At 66.0% G+C, this 17,926-nt stretch carries 15 protein-coding genes; 13 read left to right on the forward strand and 2 right to left on the reverse strand.

The annotated features are described in order from the left end of the window. Window positions 1-32 precede the first annotated feature (32 nt). Together fcl and gmd are read right to left on the reverse strand one after the other, a co-directional pair. Window positions 33-974 carry a GDP-L-fucose synthase gene (gene fcl, locus BWQ93_RS05495; protein WP_077029634.1) on the reverse strand — a complete coding sequence of 314 codons (942 nt, stop codon included), beginning with the start codon at window positions 972-974 and terminating at the stop codon, window positions 33-35. Next, entirely contained in the window at window positions 967-2,019 is a 1,053-nt protein-coding gene (gmd, locus tag BWQ93_RS05500) for a GDP-mannose 4,6-dehydratase (protein WP_077029635.1), read from the reverse strand. Before gmd ends, fcl begins: the two co-directional genes overlap by 8 nt. Before the next feature lie 198 nt (window positions 2,020-2,217). On the opposite strand from gmd, the gene BWQ93_RS05505 reads away from it, so the two are divergent. The 13 genes from BWQ93_RS05505 to BWQ93_RS05565 all read left to right on the forward strand — a co-directional run bounded on the left by BWQ93_RS05505 (window position 2,218) and on the right by BWQ93_RS05565 (window position 17,916). After that, complete coding sequence (locus BWQ93_RS05505; protein WP_077032226.1) at window positions 2,218-3,213, forward strand: SDR family NAD(P)-dependent oxidoreductase; 996 nt, start codon at window positions 2,218-2,220, stop codon at window positions 3,211-3,213. Window positions 3,214-3,246: 33 nt separating this feature from the next. Next, window positions 3,247-4,515, forward strand: a complete 1,269-nt coding sequence (locus BWQ93_RS05510; RefSeq protein WP_077029636.1) for a nucleotide sugar dehydrogenase — start codon at window positions 3,247-3,249, stop codon at window positions 4,513-4,515. A gap of 70 nt (window positions 4,516-4,585) precedes the next feature. Then, window positions 4,586-5,995, forward strand: a complete 1,410-nt coding sequence (locus BWQ93_RS05515; RefSeq protein ID WP_083720633.1) for an O-antigen ligase family protein — start codon at window positions 4,586-4,588, stop codon at window positions 5,993-5,995. A 104-nt stretch (window positions 5,996-6,099) separates the two neighbouring features. After that, complete coding sequence (locus BWQ93_RS05520; RefSeq protein ID WP_077029638.1) at window positions 6,100-6,813, forward strand: polysaccharide biosynthesis/export family protein; 714 nt, start codon at window positions 6,100-6,102, stop codon at window positions 6,811-6,813. A 53-nt stretch (window positions 6,814-6,866) separates the two neighbouring features. Further along, window positions 6,867-9,065 carry a GumC family protein gene (locus BWQ93_RS05525; RefSeq protein WP_198040472.1) on the forward strand — a complete coding sequence of 733 codons (2,199 nt, stop codon included), beginning with the start codon at window positions 6,867-6,869 and terminating at the stop codon, window positions 9,063-9,065. A gap of 73 nt (window positions 9,066-9,138) precedes the next feature. Next, window positions 9,139-10,311, forward strand: a complete 1,173-nt coding sequence (locus tag BWQ93_RS05530; protein WP_077029640.1) for a hypothetical protein — start codon at window positions 9,139-9,141, stop codon at window positions 10,309-10,311. Continuing rightward, entirely contained in the window at window positions 10,311-11,171 is an 861-nt protein-coding gene (locus BWQ93_RS05535) for an FkbM family methyltransferase (RefSeq protein ID WP_077029641.1), read from the forward strand. Before BWQ93_RS05530 ends, BWQ93_RS05535 begins: the two co-directional genes overlap by 1 nt. Before the next feature lie 4 nt (window positions 11,172-11,175). Then, complete coding sequence (locus BWQ93_RS05540; protein ID WP_077029642.1) at window positions 11,176-12,297, forward strand: glycosyltransferase; 1,122 nt, start codon at window positions 11,176-11,178, stop codon at window positions 12,295-12,297. Next, on the forward strand, window positions 12,294-13,310 hold the full coding sequence (locus tag BWQ93_RS05545) for a CgeB family protein (protein ID WP_077029643.1): 1,017 nt from the start codon (window positions 12,294-12,296) through the stop codon (window positions 13,308-13,310). The genes BWQ93_RS05540 and BWQ93_RS05545 overlap by 4 nt, the downstream gene beginning before the upstream one ends. Continuing rightward, the gene (locus BWQ93_RS05550) at window positions 13,307-14,356 is read left to right on the forward strand and encodes a glycosyltransferase family 4 protein (RefSeq protein ID WP_077029644.1); all 1,050 of its coding nucleotides are present in this window, start codon (window positions 13,307-13,309) and stop codon (window positions 14,354-14,356) included. The genes BWQ93_RS05545 and BWQ93_RS05550 overlap by 4 nt, the downstream gene beginning before the upstream one ends. Further along, window positions 14,353-15,327 carry an acyltransferase family protein gene (locus BWQ93_RS05555; protein ID WP_077029645.1) on the forward strand — a complete coding sequence of 325 codons (975 nt, stop codon included), beginning with the start codon at window positions 14,353-14,355 and terminating at the stop codon, window positions 15,325-15,327. The genes BWQ93_RS05550 and BWQ93_RS05555 overlap by 4 nt, the downstream gene beginning before the upstream one ends. A gap of 94 nt (window positions 15,328-15,421) precedes the next feature. Then, window positions 15,422-16,825 carry a hypothetical protein gene (locus tag BWQ93_RS05560; protein ID WP_077029646.1) on the forward strand — a complete coding sequence of 468 codons (1,404 nt, stop codon included), beginning with the start codon at window positions 15,422-15,424 and terminating at the stop codon, window positions 16,823-16,825. Continuing rightward, window positions 16,822-17,916, forward strand: a complete 1,095-nt coding sequence (locus BWQ93_RS05565) for a glycosyltransferase (RefSeq protein WP_077029647.1) — start codon at window positions 16,822-16,824, stop codon at window positions 17,914-17,916. Before BWQ93_RS05560 ends, BWQ93_RS05565 begins: the two co-directional genes overlap by 4 nt. Window positions 17,917-17,926: the final 10 nt, after the last annotated feature.

Below are 17,926 nucleotides of genomic sequence, written 5' to 3' on the forward strand. Positions count from 1 at the left end.
TCGATCCTGCGTCCGGCGATTGCAAGCGCGCGTCAGGCGTGATGCGCGAGGAACCAGTCGTAAGTCGCGGCGATCCCATCGCGCAGCTCGATCTTCGGCGACCAGCCCATAGCGGCGAGCTTGGCGTTCGACATCAGCTTGCGCGGGGTGCCGTCGGGCTTTGACGTATCCAGTTCGATATCCACATCGGCACCGACGACCTCGATCACGAGCCGTGCGAGATCGGCGATCGCGATATCGCTGCCCGACCCGACGTTGACATGACTCGCGTCCGAATAGGCCTTCATCAGGAAGACGCAGGCGTCGGCGCAGTCGTCGACGTGGAGGAATTCGCGCATCGGGGTGCCGCTGCCCCAGAGCGTCATCGTGGTCGCGCCCGAGACCTTGGCTTGATGCGCCTTGCGGATCAGCGCGGGCAGGACGTGGCTGGAGTTCAGGTCGAAATTGTCGCCGGGTCCATAGAGGTTGGTCGGCATCGCCGAGATATAGTCGGCGCCATATTGGCGGCGATAGCTTTGCGCGAGCTTGATCCCCGCGATCTTGGCAATCGCATACCATTCGTTGGTCTGCTCGAGCGGGCCGGTGAGCAGGGCCTCTTCGACGATCGGTTGCTCGGCGAATTTCGGATAGATGCACGACGAGCCGAGGAAACAGAGTTTCGCGACATCGGCGCGGTGCGCGGCGTCGATGACATTCGTTTCGATCACGAGGTTCTGGTAAAGAAAATCGGCCGGGAAACCGTCGTTGGCGAGGATGCCGCCGACCTTCGCCGCGGCGAGGAACACCGCATCGGGCTTTTCGCGCGCGGTCCATTCGCGCACCGCCGCCTGGTCGAGCAGGTCGAGCGTGTCGCGCCCCGCGGTCAGGACTTCGCAATTCTCGTCAGCGAGCCGGCGCACGAGCGCGCTGCCCACCATGCCGCGGTGCCCCGCGACCCAGACGCGCTTGCCCGCGAGCGAAAAAGCCTCAGCCATGCGCGGGGGTCGTGCCGGCCTTGTACGCCGCGAGGTCGGCGGCGACCATTTCGCGGCAGAGTTCGCGTACCGACGTCTCGTGGCGCCAGCCGAGCTTCTGATGCGCCTTCGATGGGTCGCCGATCAGCAGGTCGACCTCGGTCGGGCGGAAATAGCGCGGGTCGACCTCGACGAGGCATTTGCCGCTGGTCTTGCACCAGCCCTTCTCGTCGACGCCCTCGCCCTTCCATTCGAGCGCGACGCCGACATCCTCGAACGCCCATTCGACGAAATCGCGCACCGGCGTGGTCTCGCCGGTCGCGAGGACATAATCGTCGGGCTCGTCCTGCTGCATCATCATCCACATGCCGCGGACATATTCGGCGGCGTGGCCCCAGTCGCGCTTCGCGTCGAGATTGCCTAGATAGAGCCGGTCCTGCTGCCCGAGGCTGATCGCCGCGGCGGCGCGGGTGATCTTGCGCGTGACGAAAGTTTCGCCGCGCAGCGGGCTTTCATGGTTGAAGAGGATGCCGTTCGACGCGTGCATGCCATAGGCTTCGCGGTAATTGACAACGATCCAATAGGCGTAGAGTTTTGCCGCCGCATAGGGACTGCGCGGATAGAAGGGCGTGGTCTCGCGCTGCGGCACTTCCTGGACGAGGCCGTAGAGCTCCGAGGTCGAGGCCTGATAGAAACGGCACGTCTTTTCCATGCCGAGGATGCGGATGGCTTCCAACAGGCGCAGCGTGCCGATCGCGTCGCTGTTCGCGGTATATTCGGGGGTTTCGAAGCTCACCTGCACATGGCTCTGCGCAGCGAGATTGTAGATTTCGGTCGGCCGTGTTTCCTGCACGATCCGGATCAGGTTGGTGCTGTCGGTCAGGTCGCCATAATGAAGGTGCAGCCGGGCATTTTCGACATGCGGGTCCTGATAGATATCCTCAATCCGTCCGGTGTTGAAGGACGAAGAGCGGCGCTTCAGCCCGTGGACGACATAGCCCTTTTCGAGCAGCAAGCGCGCGAGATAGGCGCCGTCCTGCCCGGTGATCCCGGTGATGAGGACCAACTCCTTGTCCGGACAAGGAGTTGGTCCTCATTCTTTGGGGGAGATGCCGATATCGGCTTATTGTCGTTTTGCAGCGGCCTCCCCTTCCCGCGGCGCGCGCGCGAAGTCAACCGGCTGTTCACCGGGACCCATGAAACTTCGCCCTTGTTGCAATGCACCAGCATGGCTATCGCGGCGCTCGGCAACAGGAGACAGGGTTTGACCGTGCTCATCACCGGCGCCGCCGGCTTCATCGGTTTCCACCTCGCCCGGCGCCTGATGGGCGAAGGCCTGCCGGTGGTCGGCATCGATATCGTAAACGATTATTACGACCCGGCGCTGAAACGCGCGCGGTTGGCCAAGCTTTCCGAAGAATATGGCGATCTCTTCACCTTCCGCCAGGTCGATTTCGCCGATGCGCATGCGCTCGACGAGGCGCTGATCGACCTGAAATTTACCGATATCGCGCATCTCGGCGCGCAGGCCGGCGTACGTTATTCGATCGACAACCCGCGTGCTTATGTGCATTCGAACCTCGTCGGCCATCTCAACCTGCTCGAAGTCGCGCGCGAGCGCGGCGTGCCGATGGTCTATGCCTCCTCCTCGTCGGTCTACGGCGGCAACAAGACTTTGCCCTTCCGCGTCGAGGACCGCGTCGACCACCCGATGTCGCTCTATGCCGCGACCAAGAAGTCCGACGAACTGATGAGCGAGACTTACGCCCATCTCTACCGCATCCCGCTCACGGGCCTGCGCTTCTTCACCGTCTATGGCCCGTGGGGCCGCCCCGACATGGCCATGTGGATTTTTACCAAGGCCATCTTCGAGGGCACGCCGATCCAGGTGTTCAACGCCGGGGCGATGCGCCGCGACTTCACCTATATCGACGATATCGTCGCGGGCGTCGCGGCGTGCATCGCCAATCCGCCGCCCGACGATGGCGAAATCAAGGCGGGCGGCAGCGTCGCGCCGCACCGGCTCTACAATATCGGCAACAATCGCTCCGAGGAACTGACGCGGATGATCGCGCTGATCGAGGAGGCCTGCGGGCGCGAAGCGGTCAAGGAAATCGCGCCGCTGCAGCCCGGCGACGTGCCCGAAACCTATGCCGACATCAGCGCGATTTCGGGCGACCTGGGTTATGAGCCGACGACGCCGATCGACGTCGGCATCCCCAATTTCGTCGCTTGGTACCGCGACTATCACGGGCTCTGAGCCCTGCCCTCTCCCCCAAGGAAATCTCATAATATGAAGATCGTCGTCGTCGGGCTGGGTTATGTCGGATTGCCGCTCGCAGTCCAGCTCGCGAAACATTTCGAGACGATCGGGCTCGACAGCAACGCCGCGCGCATCGCCGAGCTGAAGGACGGGCACGACCGCACCGGCGAGGTCGATGGTCCTGCGCTGGTCGCCTCGACGCTGGCGCTGACCAGCGACGCCGACGATTGCGGCGGCGCGGACCTCTATATCGTCACCGTGCCGACCCCGATCGACGCCGACAACCGTCCCGACCTGACACCCGTGCGCAGCGCGACGCGCACCGTCGCGGCGCTGCTCGACCCAGCGACGACGCCGACGATCGTCTATGAAAGCACTGTCTACCCCGGCGTGACCGAGGATATCTGCGGGCCGATGATCGAGGAATTGTCGGGCCTCACGCGCGGCCGCGACTTCTTCCTCGGCTATTCGCCCGAGCGCATCAACCCAGGCGACCGTCAGCACACGGTCGACAAGATCATGAAGGTGCTGGCGGGCGAGAATGAGCAGATCACCGAATTGCTCGCGACCGTCTATGGCAAGGTCACGAGCGGCGGGGTGTTCCGCGCCCGCTCGATCCGCGCCGCCGAGGCCGCGAAGGTGATCGAGAACGCGCAGCGCGACATCAACATCGCCTTCATGAACGAGGTCACCAAGATATTCTCGGCGCTCGACATCTCGGTGTGGGACGTGCTCGACGCCGCGCGCACCAAGTGGAATTTCCTGCCCTTCGAGCCCGGGCTCGTCGGCGGCCACTGCATCGGGGTCGATCCCTATTATCTCAGCCACCGCGCGCAGGAGCTCGGCATCGACCCGCAGGTCGTGCTGGCAGGGCGTGCGATCAACGACGGCATGGCCGAATGGATGGCGAGCGAGGTCGACCGCGCGCTCGGCAAGGCCGAAGCCGATATCCTGATCCTGGGACTGACCTTCAAGGAAAATGTCCCCGACCTGCGCAACAGCAAGGTCATCGACCTAGTCGAGGCGCTGCGTGGCCGCGGTCACCGTGTGGCGGTGCACGATCCGCACGCCGATCCGGCCGAGGCGAAGCACGAATATGGGCTCGACCTGGCGCCGATGCCCGATGCGCCCGCCTATGACTGCATCGTCGGCGCGGTCCGCCACGAAAGCTTCCGCGCGCTCGAATTCACCGAGCTTGCGGCGATGCTGCGCCCGGGCGGGCTGGTCGCCGACCTCAAGCGCATGTGGAACAGCGAGCGCGACGTAGCCGTTACAGCGCCGCGTTACTGGTCGATTTGACCCCTGAGGGGGTGGCGCTCGCCGCATTTCCTGCCTAAAGCCGCGAGCAACGATAATAATGGAAGTCTGAATGTCTCGTTCCCGGGAGTCCCTGTTCGATCGCTGGTCCCTGGCGGTTTTCCTGATTGCAATCCTCTTGTTCGGCGGCTCGGCGCGGGTCGATGGCGTCGGGCTGGTGATCGTGCGCACGCTCGCGATCATCGCCATCGCGATCACCCTCCCCGGCTGGTGGGACGAAAGCCGGCGCGAACGCCTGTATAACCGCTATCGCCCGCTGCTGCTCCTGCTCGGCGCGACCGCGGCGTGGATGCTCGTCCAGCTCATCCCACTGCCCGCCGGGCTGTGGTCGGCGCTGCCGGGGCATGGCGAACTCGCGACGCGGATGACCGCCGCGGGGGTCGAGATCGGCTGGCGCCCGCTGGCGTTGTCGCCGGGCCGTGCAATCCATAGCTTGCTTGACATGCTGGTACCGCTGGCGGTCGTTTTGCTCGTCGGCCGCACCTCGGATTCGAGCCTGCGCGAGCTGCCGCTGCGACTGCTGGCTTTCCTTGCGGTTGCGGCTGTCTTCGGCGTGCTGCAGCTGCTCGGCGGCGAAGGCGCACCCTATTTCCACCGCATTACCAATATTGGCGCTGCGGTCGGCTTCTTTGCCAACCGCAACCACCATGCGGTGTTCCTCGCGCTCTATTGGCCGCTGCTTCTGTGGTTCCTCCACGGTCGCAACGACCGGGCGGGCAGTCATGCGGCGACGCTGCTCGGGGTGCTTGGCGGGGTCGCGGTGATGCTGGCGATCATGGCGACCGGATCGCGCGCCGGCCTTGCCATCGGCGGCGCGAGCTTCCTCGCGACCAGCCTGCTGCTCTACCGCTCGCGCGGTGCAGCGGTCGGCACCGCATCGGCGGGCAATATCGTGCGGCTGACCCTGCTCGCGTCGATCGTCGGCACGCTCGCCGGGGCGATCGCGATGCTGATCTTCGGCGCCGGGTTCATGGACCGGCTCGACCAGGGCGATGTGATGGCCGACCTGCGCCTCGCGGTGCTGCCGACGCTCAACGCGATGATCTGGCACTATGCGCCCCTTGGCGGCGGTTTCGGCAGCTTCGAGGCCGCGTACAAGATCGCCGAGCCCGTGAACCTGTTGTCGCTGCAATATCTGAACCATGCGCATAACGACTATCTGGAGCTGCTGATCGACGGCGGCCTGCCCGCGCTCGGGCTGCTGGTCGGCTGGGGCTTCGTCGTATGGAAGGCCGCGCGGCGCGGGTGGTCCGACGAGCAGGCGGCGGCGACCGATCGCGTCGGAATCATCGCTTCGCTGATGATGCTTGCGATCTTCGCCGCGGCCAGCCTCGTCGACTATCCGCTGCGCACGCCCGCCCTGGCCGCGATGGCGACGCTGGCGACGGTGCTGCTCTATCGCCGCCCCGACATTGCCACGACTCGCCGCAAGGGGCAGCGCAGCGTGGCGGGGTTTCACTAAGGCTGCGCCACGAGGGCGACGGTATTGATTTTGCGGTTTCCTTTGCCGGGCGGGCGGGCTAGTCCCTCGCAGGCAGCGGGCATTAAAAAAGGGAAGATGTTTCGGTGAACTTTCGTTTGGCTATCGCCAGCCTGACCGCTGCCTGCCTGCTGGCCGGCTGTGGCGGCCGCGCCCCGCAACTCACGAGCACGCCGACGCTCCAGGTCACCGAAGGCAATGCGCTTCCCGCCCCCTCGGGCGCCGATCTGGTCGGGGAGACGCGTCCCTATTTGATCGGCCCGTTCGACCGGCTGAGCGTCGATGTCTATGGCGTGCCGGACCTCAGCAAGCAGGTGCAGGCCGATGCCTCGGGCAAGATCCAGCTGCCGCTGGTCGGCGAGATCCAGGCATCGAACCAGACCACCGCGCAGCTCGCCGAAGCGATCGAAGCCCGTCTCACGCGTTTCGTCCGCCGTCCCGACGTCAGCGTCAATGTGACCGAATCGGTCAGCCAGGTGCTGACCGTCGACGGCCAGGTGATGCAGCCGGGCCTCTATCCCGTGGTCGGCAAGATGTCGCTGATGCGCGCGGTCGCGCTCGCCAAGGGCACGACCGAATTTGCGAAGCTCGACGACGTCGTGATCTTCCGCACGGTGGGCGGCCAGCGGATGGCCGCGCTTTATAATCTGAAACAGATCCGTACGGGCGTGTACGACGATCCCGAGGTCTTCGCCAACGACGTCGTCGTGGTCGGCGATTCGCCCGCCCGCCGCCTGTTCAAGGACATTTTGGCGACGACCCCGCTGCTGGTGTCGCCCCTCGTCGCTCTCATCCGATAGATTTTCAGGAAGTTCGAACGCGCCCCATGACCGACGCAACTCAACAGTCCCCGATGTTGGCCGTTCCAGCGAGCCAGACCGTCGACGCCGATTCCGGTCGGCAGTCCGGCGGCTTCGCGACGGCGATGCCGTGGATCCTGCAATATTGGCGCGTCGCGCTGCGCTGGAAATGGGTGATCATCGGCACGATCATCGCCTGCCTGGTTGCGGGCGCCGTCTATACGATGCTCGCCGAGCGCATTTATACAGCGACCGCCCGGATCGAGATTTCGCGCACCGAGTCCAAGGTTCTCGGCAACATGACCGGTGTCGAGGCCGAGCGCGGCGGCCGCGTCGAACAGGAATTCTACCAGACGCAATATAACCTGCTGCGCGCACGCTCGCAGGCCGAGCGCGTCGCGAAGAGCCTGAACCTCGCGCGCGATCCCGCCTATCTGGCTGCGTTCGGCGGCAAGGCGCCGCCGTCGTCGCTGCGCGTGATGTCGAAAGCCGAACTCGACGCCGCGACCCGCAGCGTCGCGGGCCGCCTGAGCAGCGCGGTCCAGATCAAGCCGGTCGTCGGATCGGCCCTCGTCGACATCTCGGTATCGACCCCCGACCCCGAGCTTTCGGCGAAAGTCGCCAACAGCTGGGCAGAGAATTTCATCTCGGCCAACCTCGAGCGCCGCTATGATTCGGCCTCCTATGCCCGCCGCTTCCTCGAGGAGCAGCTCGCGCTGACCAAGGCCAAGATGGAAGAGGCCGAGCGCGACATGATGAGCTATGCCGAACGGCAGGGCATCCTCACCATCGCGCAGTCGGACAGCAGCGATCCCAAGGCGCCAAGCGTCGAGCGCTCGATCACCGCGACCGACCTCGTCGCGCTCAACGACGCGCTCAACAAGGCGACCATCGAGCGCATCGCAGCCGAGAGCGCGCTTGGCGCGGCCACCGGCCAGGCATCGGCCACCGCCGGCGGCAGCCCCAGCGTGTCGAACCTGCGCCAGCGGAAGTCGGACCTGCAGGCCGAATATGCCAAGCTGATGGTCATCTTCCAGCCCGACTATCCCCCTGCGCAGGCGCTCGATCGCCAGATCAAGGAAATCGACCGCGCGATCGCCAACGAGCAGAGCCAGGTCGGCGGGTCGAGCGTCGCGGCGGCGCGCGCCGCCTATAACGCCGCGCTGTCGCGCGAGCAGGAACTGCGCTCGCGCGTCGGTGGCACGCGGACCGACCTGGTCGACGAACGCCGCCGCAGCGTCCAGTACGGCATCCTGCAGCGCGAGGTCGATACCAACCGCGAACTCTATGACGGCCTGCTCCAGCGCTACAAGGAGGTCGGCATCGCCGGCGGCGTCGGCACCAACAATGTCGCGATCGTCGATCGTGCGCTGCGCCCCGGCGGTCCGTCGAGCCCCAAGCTGATGAACAATATGTTCACTTCGCTCCTGATTGGCCTCGCGCTCGCCGCGCTGCTGACCGTCATCCTGGCGCAGATCGACACCACGGTCCGCGACCCAGCGGAGGCGCAGGAAGTCACCGACCTGCCGCTGCTCGGGGTCATTCCCGACACCGACAATGAACTGGCGATCGAGGAGGTGCGCGACCGCAAGTCGTCGCAGTCCGAAGCCTATCTGTCGGTGCAGACCGCGCTGCGCTTCTCGACCACGCAAGGCGTCCCGCGCTCGCTCATGTGCACTTCGACGCGCAAGGGCGAGGGCAAGTCGACCTCCTCCTATGCGCTGGCGCTGTCGCTCCACCGCATCGGGCGCACAGCGATCGTCGTCGACTGCGACCTCCGCTCGCCGTCGGTGCACCGCCTGGCGGGCGTGGCCAACGGCGCGGGGACCAGCAACTTCCTCTCGGGCAACAACGACATCATGTCGATGGTCCGCCACGACGAGTCCGACGCCCTGCCCTTCATCACCGCAGGCCCTATGCCGCCCAACGCCGCCGAACTGCTGTCGAGCGACCGCATCGCCGACCTGATCGCCGCACTGTCGCAGCATTATCAGCACGTCGTGCTGGACGCCCCGCCGGTCCTGGGCCTCGCCGATTCGCCGCTGCTCGCAAGCAAGGTCGACGGAGTCGTCTATTGCGTCGAGGCCGAAGGCGCGCGCACCAACGCGATCCGCTACTCGCTCGCGCGTCTGCGTGCCGCCGGGGCGACCCTGCTGGGCGTCGTGCTGACCAAGTTCGACGAGAAGCGCGCCTATTATGGCTATGGATATGAATATGGCTATGGCTATGCCGACGCGCAGCCGGGCGAGTAAGGCCGCAGTCGGAGGCAGGACGATCGGCAGGGCGGGGGCACGGCAGGGACCGCGGCTTCCGGCTCGCGGGCTCATGATCTACGGCGCCGCGATGTTCCTGTTGTGGCTGCTCGTCACGCTCTTTTCGGCGTCGTCGATCATGGCGGTGTACAATCCTGCCCGCGCGGTGTCGCTGAACCCTTTCAACGCCAGCGCCAAGGCGCAGCTGGCGAATGACCTGGTCTATGTCACCGGCGACAAGCGCCAGATCGGCGCGGCGGCGGTGCTGGCGCGCGAGGCGCTGGATGGCAATGCGACCATCGCCTCGGCCTATCGCATGATCGGGCTCGACAATGCCAGCCGCGGCAAGCCGGTGAAGCCCGCAATCATGGCCGCGACCTATCTGACGCGCCGCGACCATGTCGCCAATCTCTGGCTGATCGAGGATGCGGTAAAGCGCGGGCGGATCGACCTGGCGATGACCGACGTTGACGCCTCGCTGCGCAGCTCGCGGCGGAGCCAGGCGTTGCTGTTCCCGATCCTCGGCAAGGCGATGCTGGAGCCCGACATGCGGCCCCAATTCGTCCGCCTGTTTCGCGCCAACCCTGACTGGCTGCCCAATTTCCTGGGCTATTATATCGGCTCGAAGCAGAAGGCCGCGCCATTGGCGCAGGTGATCCTGCCGATCCGCAAGGATCTGCCGCCCAGTTATGCCGAGCTCGACCAGACGCTGATCGGGATGATGGTGAACCAGCAGGATTTCGACGCCGCGCGTAATTACGCCCGTGCGATCGACAGCAAGGCCGACGGCGACCGCCAGCTGATGCACAATGCCCGCTTCGAGGAGGAAGGCCCCTTCCCGCCCATCGACTGGCACCTTATCCGCGAATCGGCTTATGGCTCCGACATCGAAAAGGGCGCGAAGGGCAATCGCCTGATCGTCGTTTCGGACGAAGAGCGGCCGAACGTCGTTGCGCGCCAGCTGATCCAGCTGACGCCCGGCACTTATCGACTGAGCGCGCAGGGGCGGCTCGTCACCAGCAACGACGACGCGTCGGCGGTGTGGACGATCGCCTGCGCCGAAAAGGGCGGCACCGGCGTGCTCGCCAGCGTCAAGTTCGAACGTGGCGCGGCGCCCTCGGCCGCCGATTTCACGATCACCGGCCCGTGCCGCAACTATTGGGTCAGCCTGACCGCCGCCGCCGGCTTCGGCTCGACGTCGTTCCAGGCCGAGTTCCGGCAAGTCCTGCTGCAGCCGGTCGCCTGATGGGCGGCTTCTCGCCCGCGCGGCTCGTCCGCTATGCGATGGCGCATCCGATCGGCGAGCGGCAGCGGCTGCGCACCTTGGCGCGTATTGCGCGCTGGCAGCTCAGCGCGCGGCTGGTCGGCGGACCGCGCGTCCACGACTGGGTCGGCGGTAGTCGGCTGGTGGTCGAGCGCGGCATGACCGGCGCGACGGGCAATGTCTATTTCGGGCTGCACGAATTTGCCGATATGGGCTTCGTATTGCACATGCTGCGCGCGGGCGACCTGTTCGTCGATATCGGCGCCAATATCGGCAGCTTCACCATCCTCGCGGCGAAAGTCGCGGGGGCCGAAGTGATCGCCTTCGAGCCCGACACGAACACGGTGGCGACGCTCGAGCGCAATATCGCGGCGAACGACGTCGCGCCGCGCGTCGCGGTGAACACGAGCGCGCTCGGCGACCGCGAGCAGGAATTATGGTTCACCAGCGGCATGGACACGATCAACCATGTCGCCGACGCCGACACGCCGGGCGCGGTACGCGTCCATGGCACGACGCTCGACACGGTGCTGGCGGGGCGCGTGCCGCTACTGATCAAGATCGACGTCGAGGGGCACGAGCCCGCGGTCGTCGCCGGCGCGCAGAAGACGCTCGCCTCTCCCGAGCTTAAGGCGGTCGAGGTCGAGACGGTGACGCAGGATATCGCCGACATGCTTGCGGGCCATGGTTTCGTGCAGCGGCACTACGATCCCTTCACGCGGCGGCTGGCGCAGGCACCGGTGCATTCGGCGAACAACAGCCTCTATATCCGCGACGAGGCCTTTGTCGCGGAACGGTTGCAGGGCGCCGCACCGGTCGATGTCTACGGGATCGCCGTCTAGGATCATGAAGATCCTCTATATTCAATATGCCAATCCGGGGGGCTTTCCCGCCGCGATGCGCGCGGGGCGGCTGTGGCGCGCCGCGGGGCACGAAGTGCGCTATCTGGGGGTGGCGTTCGGGGCCGGCGATCCGCTGGCGGTCGCGGGCGATCTGGCCGACAGCTGCGACTGGGTCCCGTTCGGCAGGCTGACGCCGGTGCGCTTCGCGGCGCGCGCGATCGGGCTGGTCCGCCAATGGAAGCCCGACTGGCTTTATATCGCCGACGCGACGGCGGCGCTCACCTGCGTCCCCCTGCGCGCGCTGCATCGCGGCGGCATCGTCTATCACGAGCATGATTCGCCCGATCGCGGCACATCGCTGCGCACGCAAATGGAATGGAAGGCGCGCAACGCGATGGCACGCCGCGCCGCGGCGACGGTGCTGCCGAACGGTGACCGCGCCGCGCTGCTCGCCGCCGAGGCCGGGCTGGCCGAGGCGCCGATCACCGCATGGAACACGCCGTGCCGCGACGAAGTCGGTCCGCCGCGTGCCGCCGCCGGGAACGGTCCCGTGCGTGTGGTCTATGCCGGATCGATCAATATCCAGCGCGTCCCGCTGGCGCTGATCGACGCGCTTGCCGCCGTGCCCAATATCGAGTTGACGCTGATCGGGTACGAGACCGTGTCGTCACGCGGCCACAACGACCGGCTGCTCGCTCACGCCGCCGAGCGGAGCTGCGCCGAGCGGCTGAAAATCTGCGATGCGATGGCCTATCACGACCTGTTGCTGGCGCTGCGCGACTATGACGCGACCTTTGCGGCGCTGCCGCAGGACGCGAGCGACGTGAATTTGCGCCACATGGCGGGGGCGTCGAACAAGACTTTCGACGCGATCGGCCAGGGGCAGGCGCTGATCGTCGGTCCGGGCCCCGACTGGCGCCAGATGTTCGTCGAGCCCGGCTTCGCGGTCGCCTGCGACCCCACCGACGCCGCGTCGATCGCCGAGGCTTTCCGCCGTTTGGGCGCCGACCGCGACGCGGTGCGCGCGATGGGCGAAAGCGCGCGCCAGCGCATGCTCGCGGACTGGGCCTATGAGGAACAGTTCCGCCCGGTCATGCAGCTTATGGGCGCCGAGGGCGAGCGATGAAGATATTGACCCCCGTCAGCGGCAATTACTGGGCCGTGCCCGATTGTTATTATCGCGGGATGGTCAAGGCCGGTGCCGACGTCGTCACCTATGATGTCGGCGAGGCTCCGGTGTCGCTGGTCGGCCGCATCGCGCGCCGAATCCGACGCGCGCTGGGTTCGGAGGCGGCGCAGCAGTTGCTGTCGGCGGTCGACGCGGCCAAGCCCGACGTGCTGATCGTCTTCAAGGGGGTCGATTACTCCCCTGCCCTGCTGCGCCAGATCGCGGCGCGCGGGGTAAAGCTGGTCAATTATTGCTCGGATCACCCGTTCCGCTTTTTCCTCGCGGGCGCGGGCAATGCCAATGTGCGCGACAGCATTTCGGCCTATGACCTTTATGCGACCTACAGCGGCCCGATCGCGCGCGAATTAGCGGAGGGCTATCCGGGGCTGGGTGTCGCGGTGATCCCCTTCGGCCATGCGGTCGACGACGACCTCTACGCCGAGCTGGCGACCGAGGCCGAGGTGCTACGCGGCTGCTTCAACGCCAATCCCGACGAAGAGCGCGCAGCGGCGATCCGCCTGCTGACCGAGAATGGCGTCGCGATGGACGTCTATGGCTGGGGCTGGGAGAAATTCGTGAAGCCGGGCCCGATGCTTGGCATCTATCCTGTCGAGCGCGACATCGCCATGCTGCGCATCCTGCGGCGCTATCGTTTCCAGCTCAACATGTTCCGCCCGCACAACGACGGGTCGCACAATCTGCGGACCTTCGAGGTGCCCGCGGTCGGCGGCATATCGCTCGCGCCCGACAGCCCTGAGCACCGCAAATTCTTCGTCGACGGGCGCGAAGCCTTCTATTTCGCCGATCCCGACGAGATGCTGGCGAAAGCCAAGGCGCTGCTTGCGATGCCGACGGCCGAGGCCGATGGCATCCGCACCGCAGCGCGGCAGCGTGTCCTGGATATCAGGTCGCATTTCGACGATCGCGCGGTCAGCCTGCTCGCCGAGATCGGGAAGCTGGCCGGGCGATGAAAATCCTCCTGCTTCTCAACGAGGATTATCAGGCAGCGAGCGGGATCGCGCAGTATAATCGCAACGTCGCCGATGCCCTGCGCGGGATCGGGGCCGACATGCGGATCGTCTGCCGCGGACAGGTCGGCGTCGCGGCGATCGACAAGGCGGCGTTCGGGACGAAGGCGCTGTTCCATTGCTTGGTCTGGCGCCCCGACCTGATCTTCGTCGGGCATATCAATCTCGTGCCGCTGGTCATCGGCGTCGCCCAGCGGTTGTCGATCCCCGTGGTCCTGCCCGCGCACGGCATCGAGGTGTGGGACAAGCCCGGCCTGTCGCGCTTCCGCGCGACCGAGCAAGTGACGGAGATTTGGCCGGTGAGCCGCACGACGCAGGAGCGGATGCGCAGCTGGCTGCCTGACGTCCCGATGCACATCATCCACAATTGCGTCGAGCTGGCGGATTTTACCCCCGGGCCCAAGCCCGACTATCTGGTCGAGCGCTATGGGCTGGCGGGCAAGCGGGTGGTGATGACGCTCGCGCGCCTGCCGGGCTGGGATCGCCACAAGGGGGTCGACGAGATGATCCAGGCGATGGCGGATTTGCGTGAAAGCCAGCCCGACCTGCGCTATCTGGTCGCCGGCGAAGGCCCCGACAAGCCGCGGCTGATCGATCTGGCCGAACAACTGGGTGTCGCAGATACGGTCATTTTCGCAGGCTTCATCGACCGCGCCGAAAAGCTCGACCATTATCGCCTCGCCGACGCCTTCGCGATGCCCAGTCGCGGCGAGGGTTTCGGCATCGTGTTCCTCGAATCGCTGGCGTGCGGGGTTCCCGTGATGGGGAGCACCCTCGACGGCGGGCGCGACGCGCTGCTCGACGGGAAGCTCGGCCTGCTCGTCGATCCCGGCGACCGCGCCGCCGTCGCCGCGGGGGTCGAGGCGACGCTGACCGCCAAGGCGCCGCCGCGCGCTTCGCTCGATATCTATGAATATGGTTTTTTTGCTAAGGAGATCGAGCGGGCGATGCGGGCGGTCATCGCGGGCGCGGGTTTGGGGCGACGATGACGGACGGCGCGGCGACAGGGGAAAGCAGGCCATCGCCGCCGCGCGCGGCGTGGGTCGATCGCGCCAAGGGCTATGGCATCATTCTGGTCGTCATCGGCCATGTCAGCATCGTCGACCGGCTCGTCCTCGACATATTGATCTTTCACATGCCGCTCTTCTTCTTCCTGTCGGGGGTCACCTTCAAACCCTTCGCGGGCCGCGAGCGCGCGCTGGCCAAGGCTCGGTCGATGCTGCTGCCCTATGTCGCCTTCGGCCTGTTCGTGACGGCGTGCCTCCTCGCGGCCAATCTGGCTTTCGGCATGGGACTCGTCATTCCGGGGCCGCTGCATTTCCTGCTCGGCGGCAATCTGCTCGTCGGGGCCTTCGGGACCTTTTGGTTCCCCACTGCCCTGCTTGCCACCTTACTGCTGCTCAATCTGCTGGTCCGGACGCCGGTCCGGTGGCAGGCGGTCGCGCTGGCCGCCATGGTCGGCGGCGCGTTCCTGTTCGGCGATGCGGTTGCCTATAATCCTTATGGCTTGCTGACCGTCGCCATGGCCCTGCCTTTCGCGGCGGCGGGCTATCACGTCGGCCTCCACCGCTCGCTGGGCGCGAACTGGAAGACGGCGCTGCTGCTGATGCTGGCGCTCGCCGCCTTTTTCCTGTTGGCGCCGGATATCGGGCGGGTCGAGTATAAATATATGCGTTACGGGCCGTTTCCGGCATCGATCGCCGCCGCCGCCGCCGCGATCTTCGTCACCTGCTGCGTCTCGGCGCTGCGGGTACCCGGTGTCGCTGCGATCGGGCGCGCTTCGCTGACGATCATGTACACCCATCTCCTTCTTTTCACCCTGCTTCAGTCGGTGACGAGCTGGCCGGTGATCGTGGTGATCGCGGTCTTGGCTGGCTTCGCACTGCACCGGCTCTTCGAACGGTTCGCACCGACGCGGCGCATCTTCCTCGGCGCGCGCAGCGAAGGCGCGGCACGATGAACGGCGCGCCAGTTCCGGTCAGCGCCGTGCCGTGGCCCGCTATACCGGATGTGGCGCTCGACAGCCCGCGCTCGGCAGGGCAATAGGGCGGCGCATGCTTTTCGAAACCGCAGAATCCACGATCTTGTTCTGGCTGGTGGTCGGCGCCATCGCCATGGTCGCCGTGCTGGTGCACACGATCCGCTCGCCGAAAGGCACGCTCGGTTTCCCGATGGCGATGATGTTCGCGCTCGCGGTCATGCACATCGCCGCGGGGGTCCACCTGATCCCCGGCTATTTCCACCAGTACGACCCCTATCTCAACGCGATCGGCTATACGCGCGATTCGGTGGCGAAGGGGCTGCAGGCATCGACCATCGGCTTCGTCATGATGGCGCTCGGCATCTGGCTGACCAGCTATTTGAGCGACTATCGCAAGGTCGAGTTCGACATGCAGCGGGTGCCGGTCGAATTTCTCCGGCTTGCGCAGAAGATCGTGCTGCTGATCGGCCTCGTCTTCTTTTTCGGCATCACCTTCGTCCCGTCGATCGCACAGATCCCGACGATCGGCGCGGTGATCGTCAGCGGCAAGAATCTGCTCGTCATCGGGCTCTGCCTGTCGATCCTGCGGCGCGTGTGGCTGAAGGAAGGCATGCGAATGTGGCAGATCGCCGCGATCGCGATCACCATCCCCATCGCCAACCTGCTCGGCAACGCGATCCTCGCCGACGCGCTGTCGGCGATCATCATCATCGCCTGTTTCTGGCTGGCGATCGTCGGACAGCGCTTTGGTGTCGGGCGGATCGTCGGGGCTATCGTGCTCTCGGGCTATGTCTTCCTCTTCCTGTCGACCAACTACCTCCTCGTCCGCGGCCAGTTCCGCGACGTGGTATGGGAACCGACCTCGACGCTGTCGGAGCGCGTCGACGGACTCGTCGATGCGATCAGCCAGTTCGGGCCGCTGTCGAGCGACGATCAGAAGCAGCTTTATGTGCTCGATTCGCGCCTCAACCAGAGTATCTTCACCGGCATGGCGATCGAGAAGTTCGAAGCGCAGCCCGACACTTATGAAGATGGCGGCACGCTGCTCGCGGGGCTTTTCGCATTCGTGCCGCGCGCGATCTGGACGAACAAGCCGGTGCGCGGCGGCTCGGCCTTCGTGCGCGAACATACGGGCTATCAGGCGAGCGAGGAAACGACCTTCGGCATCGGGCCCTTCTTCGAATATTACGCCAATTTCGGGATGTTCGGCGTGATCTTCTTCTCGTTCCTGATGGGCATGTTCATCCGCTATCTCGACCTGCGCGCCTTTCGTGCGCTCGCCGACGGGCGGATGAGCGAGGCGATCCCGCTGATGTCGGGGCTCGTCGCGCTGATCCAGCCACTGGCCAATGCGAGCAGCCTTTTTTCGACCTTCTACGCGTCGCTGATCGTTGGCTTCATCATGGTGAAGTTCATGGAGCGCTACCTGGACATCCAGCTCTTTACCGAGGACAAGCGCCGGTCGCAGAAAGCATGACCCGGCTGCTCCTGACGAACCCCAGTTTCCAGCTCGAACATGGCGGCCCCGCCTATTCGGTTGGGCGGCTGGCGGGCGCACTCGGGGCGCTCGGGCACGACGTTACCGTCTGGGCGGCCGACGGCAGCGCCGAGCGCGTGCGCGCGATGGACCCGAGCGGATCGGTCAAGGTCGCGACTGGCACGATCGGCGAAGTGCTGACAGGCGCGCGCTGGGACGTCGTCCATGACAACGGTCTGTGGCTGCCCTATGGCGCCGCGCTCGCGCGCCATTGCCGGGCCGAGGGCATCCCGCGGCTGCTGAGCGTCAGGGGCATGATGCAGCCCTGGGCGTGGAACCACCGCCGCTGGAAAAAGCGTATCGCCTGGGCGCTCTACCAAAAGCGCGGGGTCGAGAGCGCGGCACGGCTGCACGCGACCGCCGACGACGAGGTCGGCAAGATCCGCGAGCGCTATCCCGCGCGGCGCCCGCTGCTGGTCGCCAACGGCATCGATATTCCGGACATGGCGGCGCGGACGCCCAAGCCGGATGGTGAGATGCGCACTGCGTTATTTCTCGGCCGTATCCACCCGGTGAAGGGACTGGCGATGCTGGTCGACGCCTGGGCGCAGCTGCGCCCCGCGGGCTGGCGGCTGCAACTCGTCGGCCCTGACGAGGACGGCTTCCGCGCCCAGCTCGAGGCGCAGATCGCGGCAGCCGGGCTCGAAGACAGCATAGCCATTGCCGGACCTGCGAGCGGCGACGCCAAGCGCGCCTTCTACGATGCGTCGTCGCTGTTTCTGTTGCCGAGCTATACCGAGAATTTCGGCATTTCGGCCGCCGAGGCGCTGGCGCACGGCCTGCCGGTGATTACGACAACGGGCACGCCCTGGCAGGTGCTCGAGACCGATGGCTGCGGCTGGTGGGTCGCGCCCGAAACGGCAGCGATCGCGGGCGCGCTGGCGGCGGCGACCGCCCTGCCCGACGCGCGGCTGGTCGCCATGGGTGCGACGGGGCGAGCATGGGTTGCCGACAATCTGCACTGGCCCGCCATTGCCAAGCAGTTTGCCGATGCCTATGCGGACGCGATAGCCAGCCCGTCGCCGGCTTAATCGGGGGATT

The organism is Sphingopyxis sp. QXT-31 (assembly GCF_001984035.1).
Taxonomy (GTDB): Bacteria; Pseudomonadota; Alphaproteobacteria; order Sphingomonadales; family Sphingomonadaceae; genus Sphingopyxis.

Excerpts from the sequence above, each read along its gene's own strand:
- fcl (WP_077029634.1), bottom strand. The coding sequence starts at position 974 with ATGGCTGAGGCTTTTTCGCTCGCGGGCAAGCGCGTCTGGGTCGCGGGG.
- BWQ93_RS05510 (WP_077029636.1), top strand. The coding sequence starts at position 3,247 with ATGAAGATCGTCGTCGTCGGGCTGGGTTATGTCGGATTGCCGCTCGCA.
- BWQ93_RS05515 (WP_083720633.1), top strand. The coding sequence starts at position 4,586 with ATGTCTCGTTCCCGGGAGTCCCTGTTCGATCGCTGGTCCCTGGCGGTT.
- BWQ93_RS05525 (WP_198040472.1), top strand. The coding sequence starts at position 6,867 with ATGTTGGCCGTTCCAGCGAGCCAGACCGTCGACGCCGATTCCGGTCGG.
- BWQ93_RS05530 (WP_077029640.1), top strand. The coding sequence starts at position 9,139 with ATGATCTACGGCGCCGCGATGTTCCTGTTGTGGCTGCTCGTCACGCTC.
- BWQ93_RS05535 (WP_077029641.1), top strand. The coding sequence starts at position 10,311 with ATGGGCGGCTTCTCGCCCGCGCGGCTCGTCCGCTATGCGATGGCGCAT.
- BWQ93_RS05540 (WP_077029642.1), top strand. The coding sequence starts at position 11,176 with ATGAAGATCCTCTATATTCAATATGCCAATCCGGGGGGCTTTCCCGCC.
- BWQ93_RS05545 (WP_077029643.1), top strand. The coding sequence starts at position 12,294 with ATGAAGATATTGACCCCCGTCAGCGGCAATTACTGGGCCGTGCCCGAT.
- BWQ93_RS05550 (WP_077029644.1), top strand. The coding sequence starts at position 13,307 with ATGAAAATCCTCCTGCTTCTCAACGAGGATTATCAGGCAGCGAGCGGG.
- BWQ93_RS05555 (WP_077029645.1), top strand. The coding sequence starts at position 14,353 with ATGACGGACGGCGCGGCGACAGGGGAAAGCAGGCCATCGCCGCCGCGC.
- BWQ93_RS05560 (WP_077029646.1), top strand. The coding sequence starts at position 15,422 with ATGCTTTTCGAAACCGCAGAATCCACGATCTTGTTCTGGCTGGTGGTC.
- BWQ93_RS05565 (WP_077029647.1), top strand. The coding sequence starts at position 16,822 with ATGACCCGGCTGCTCCTGACGAACCCCAGTTTCCAGCTCGAACATGGC.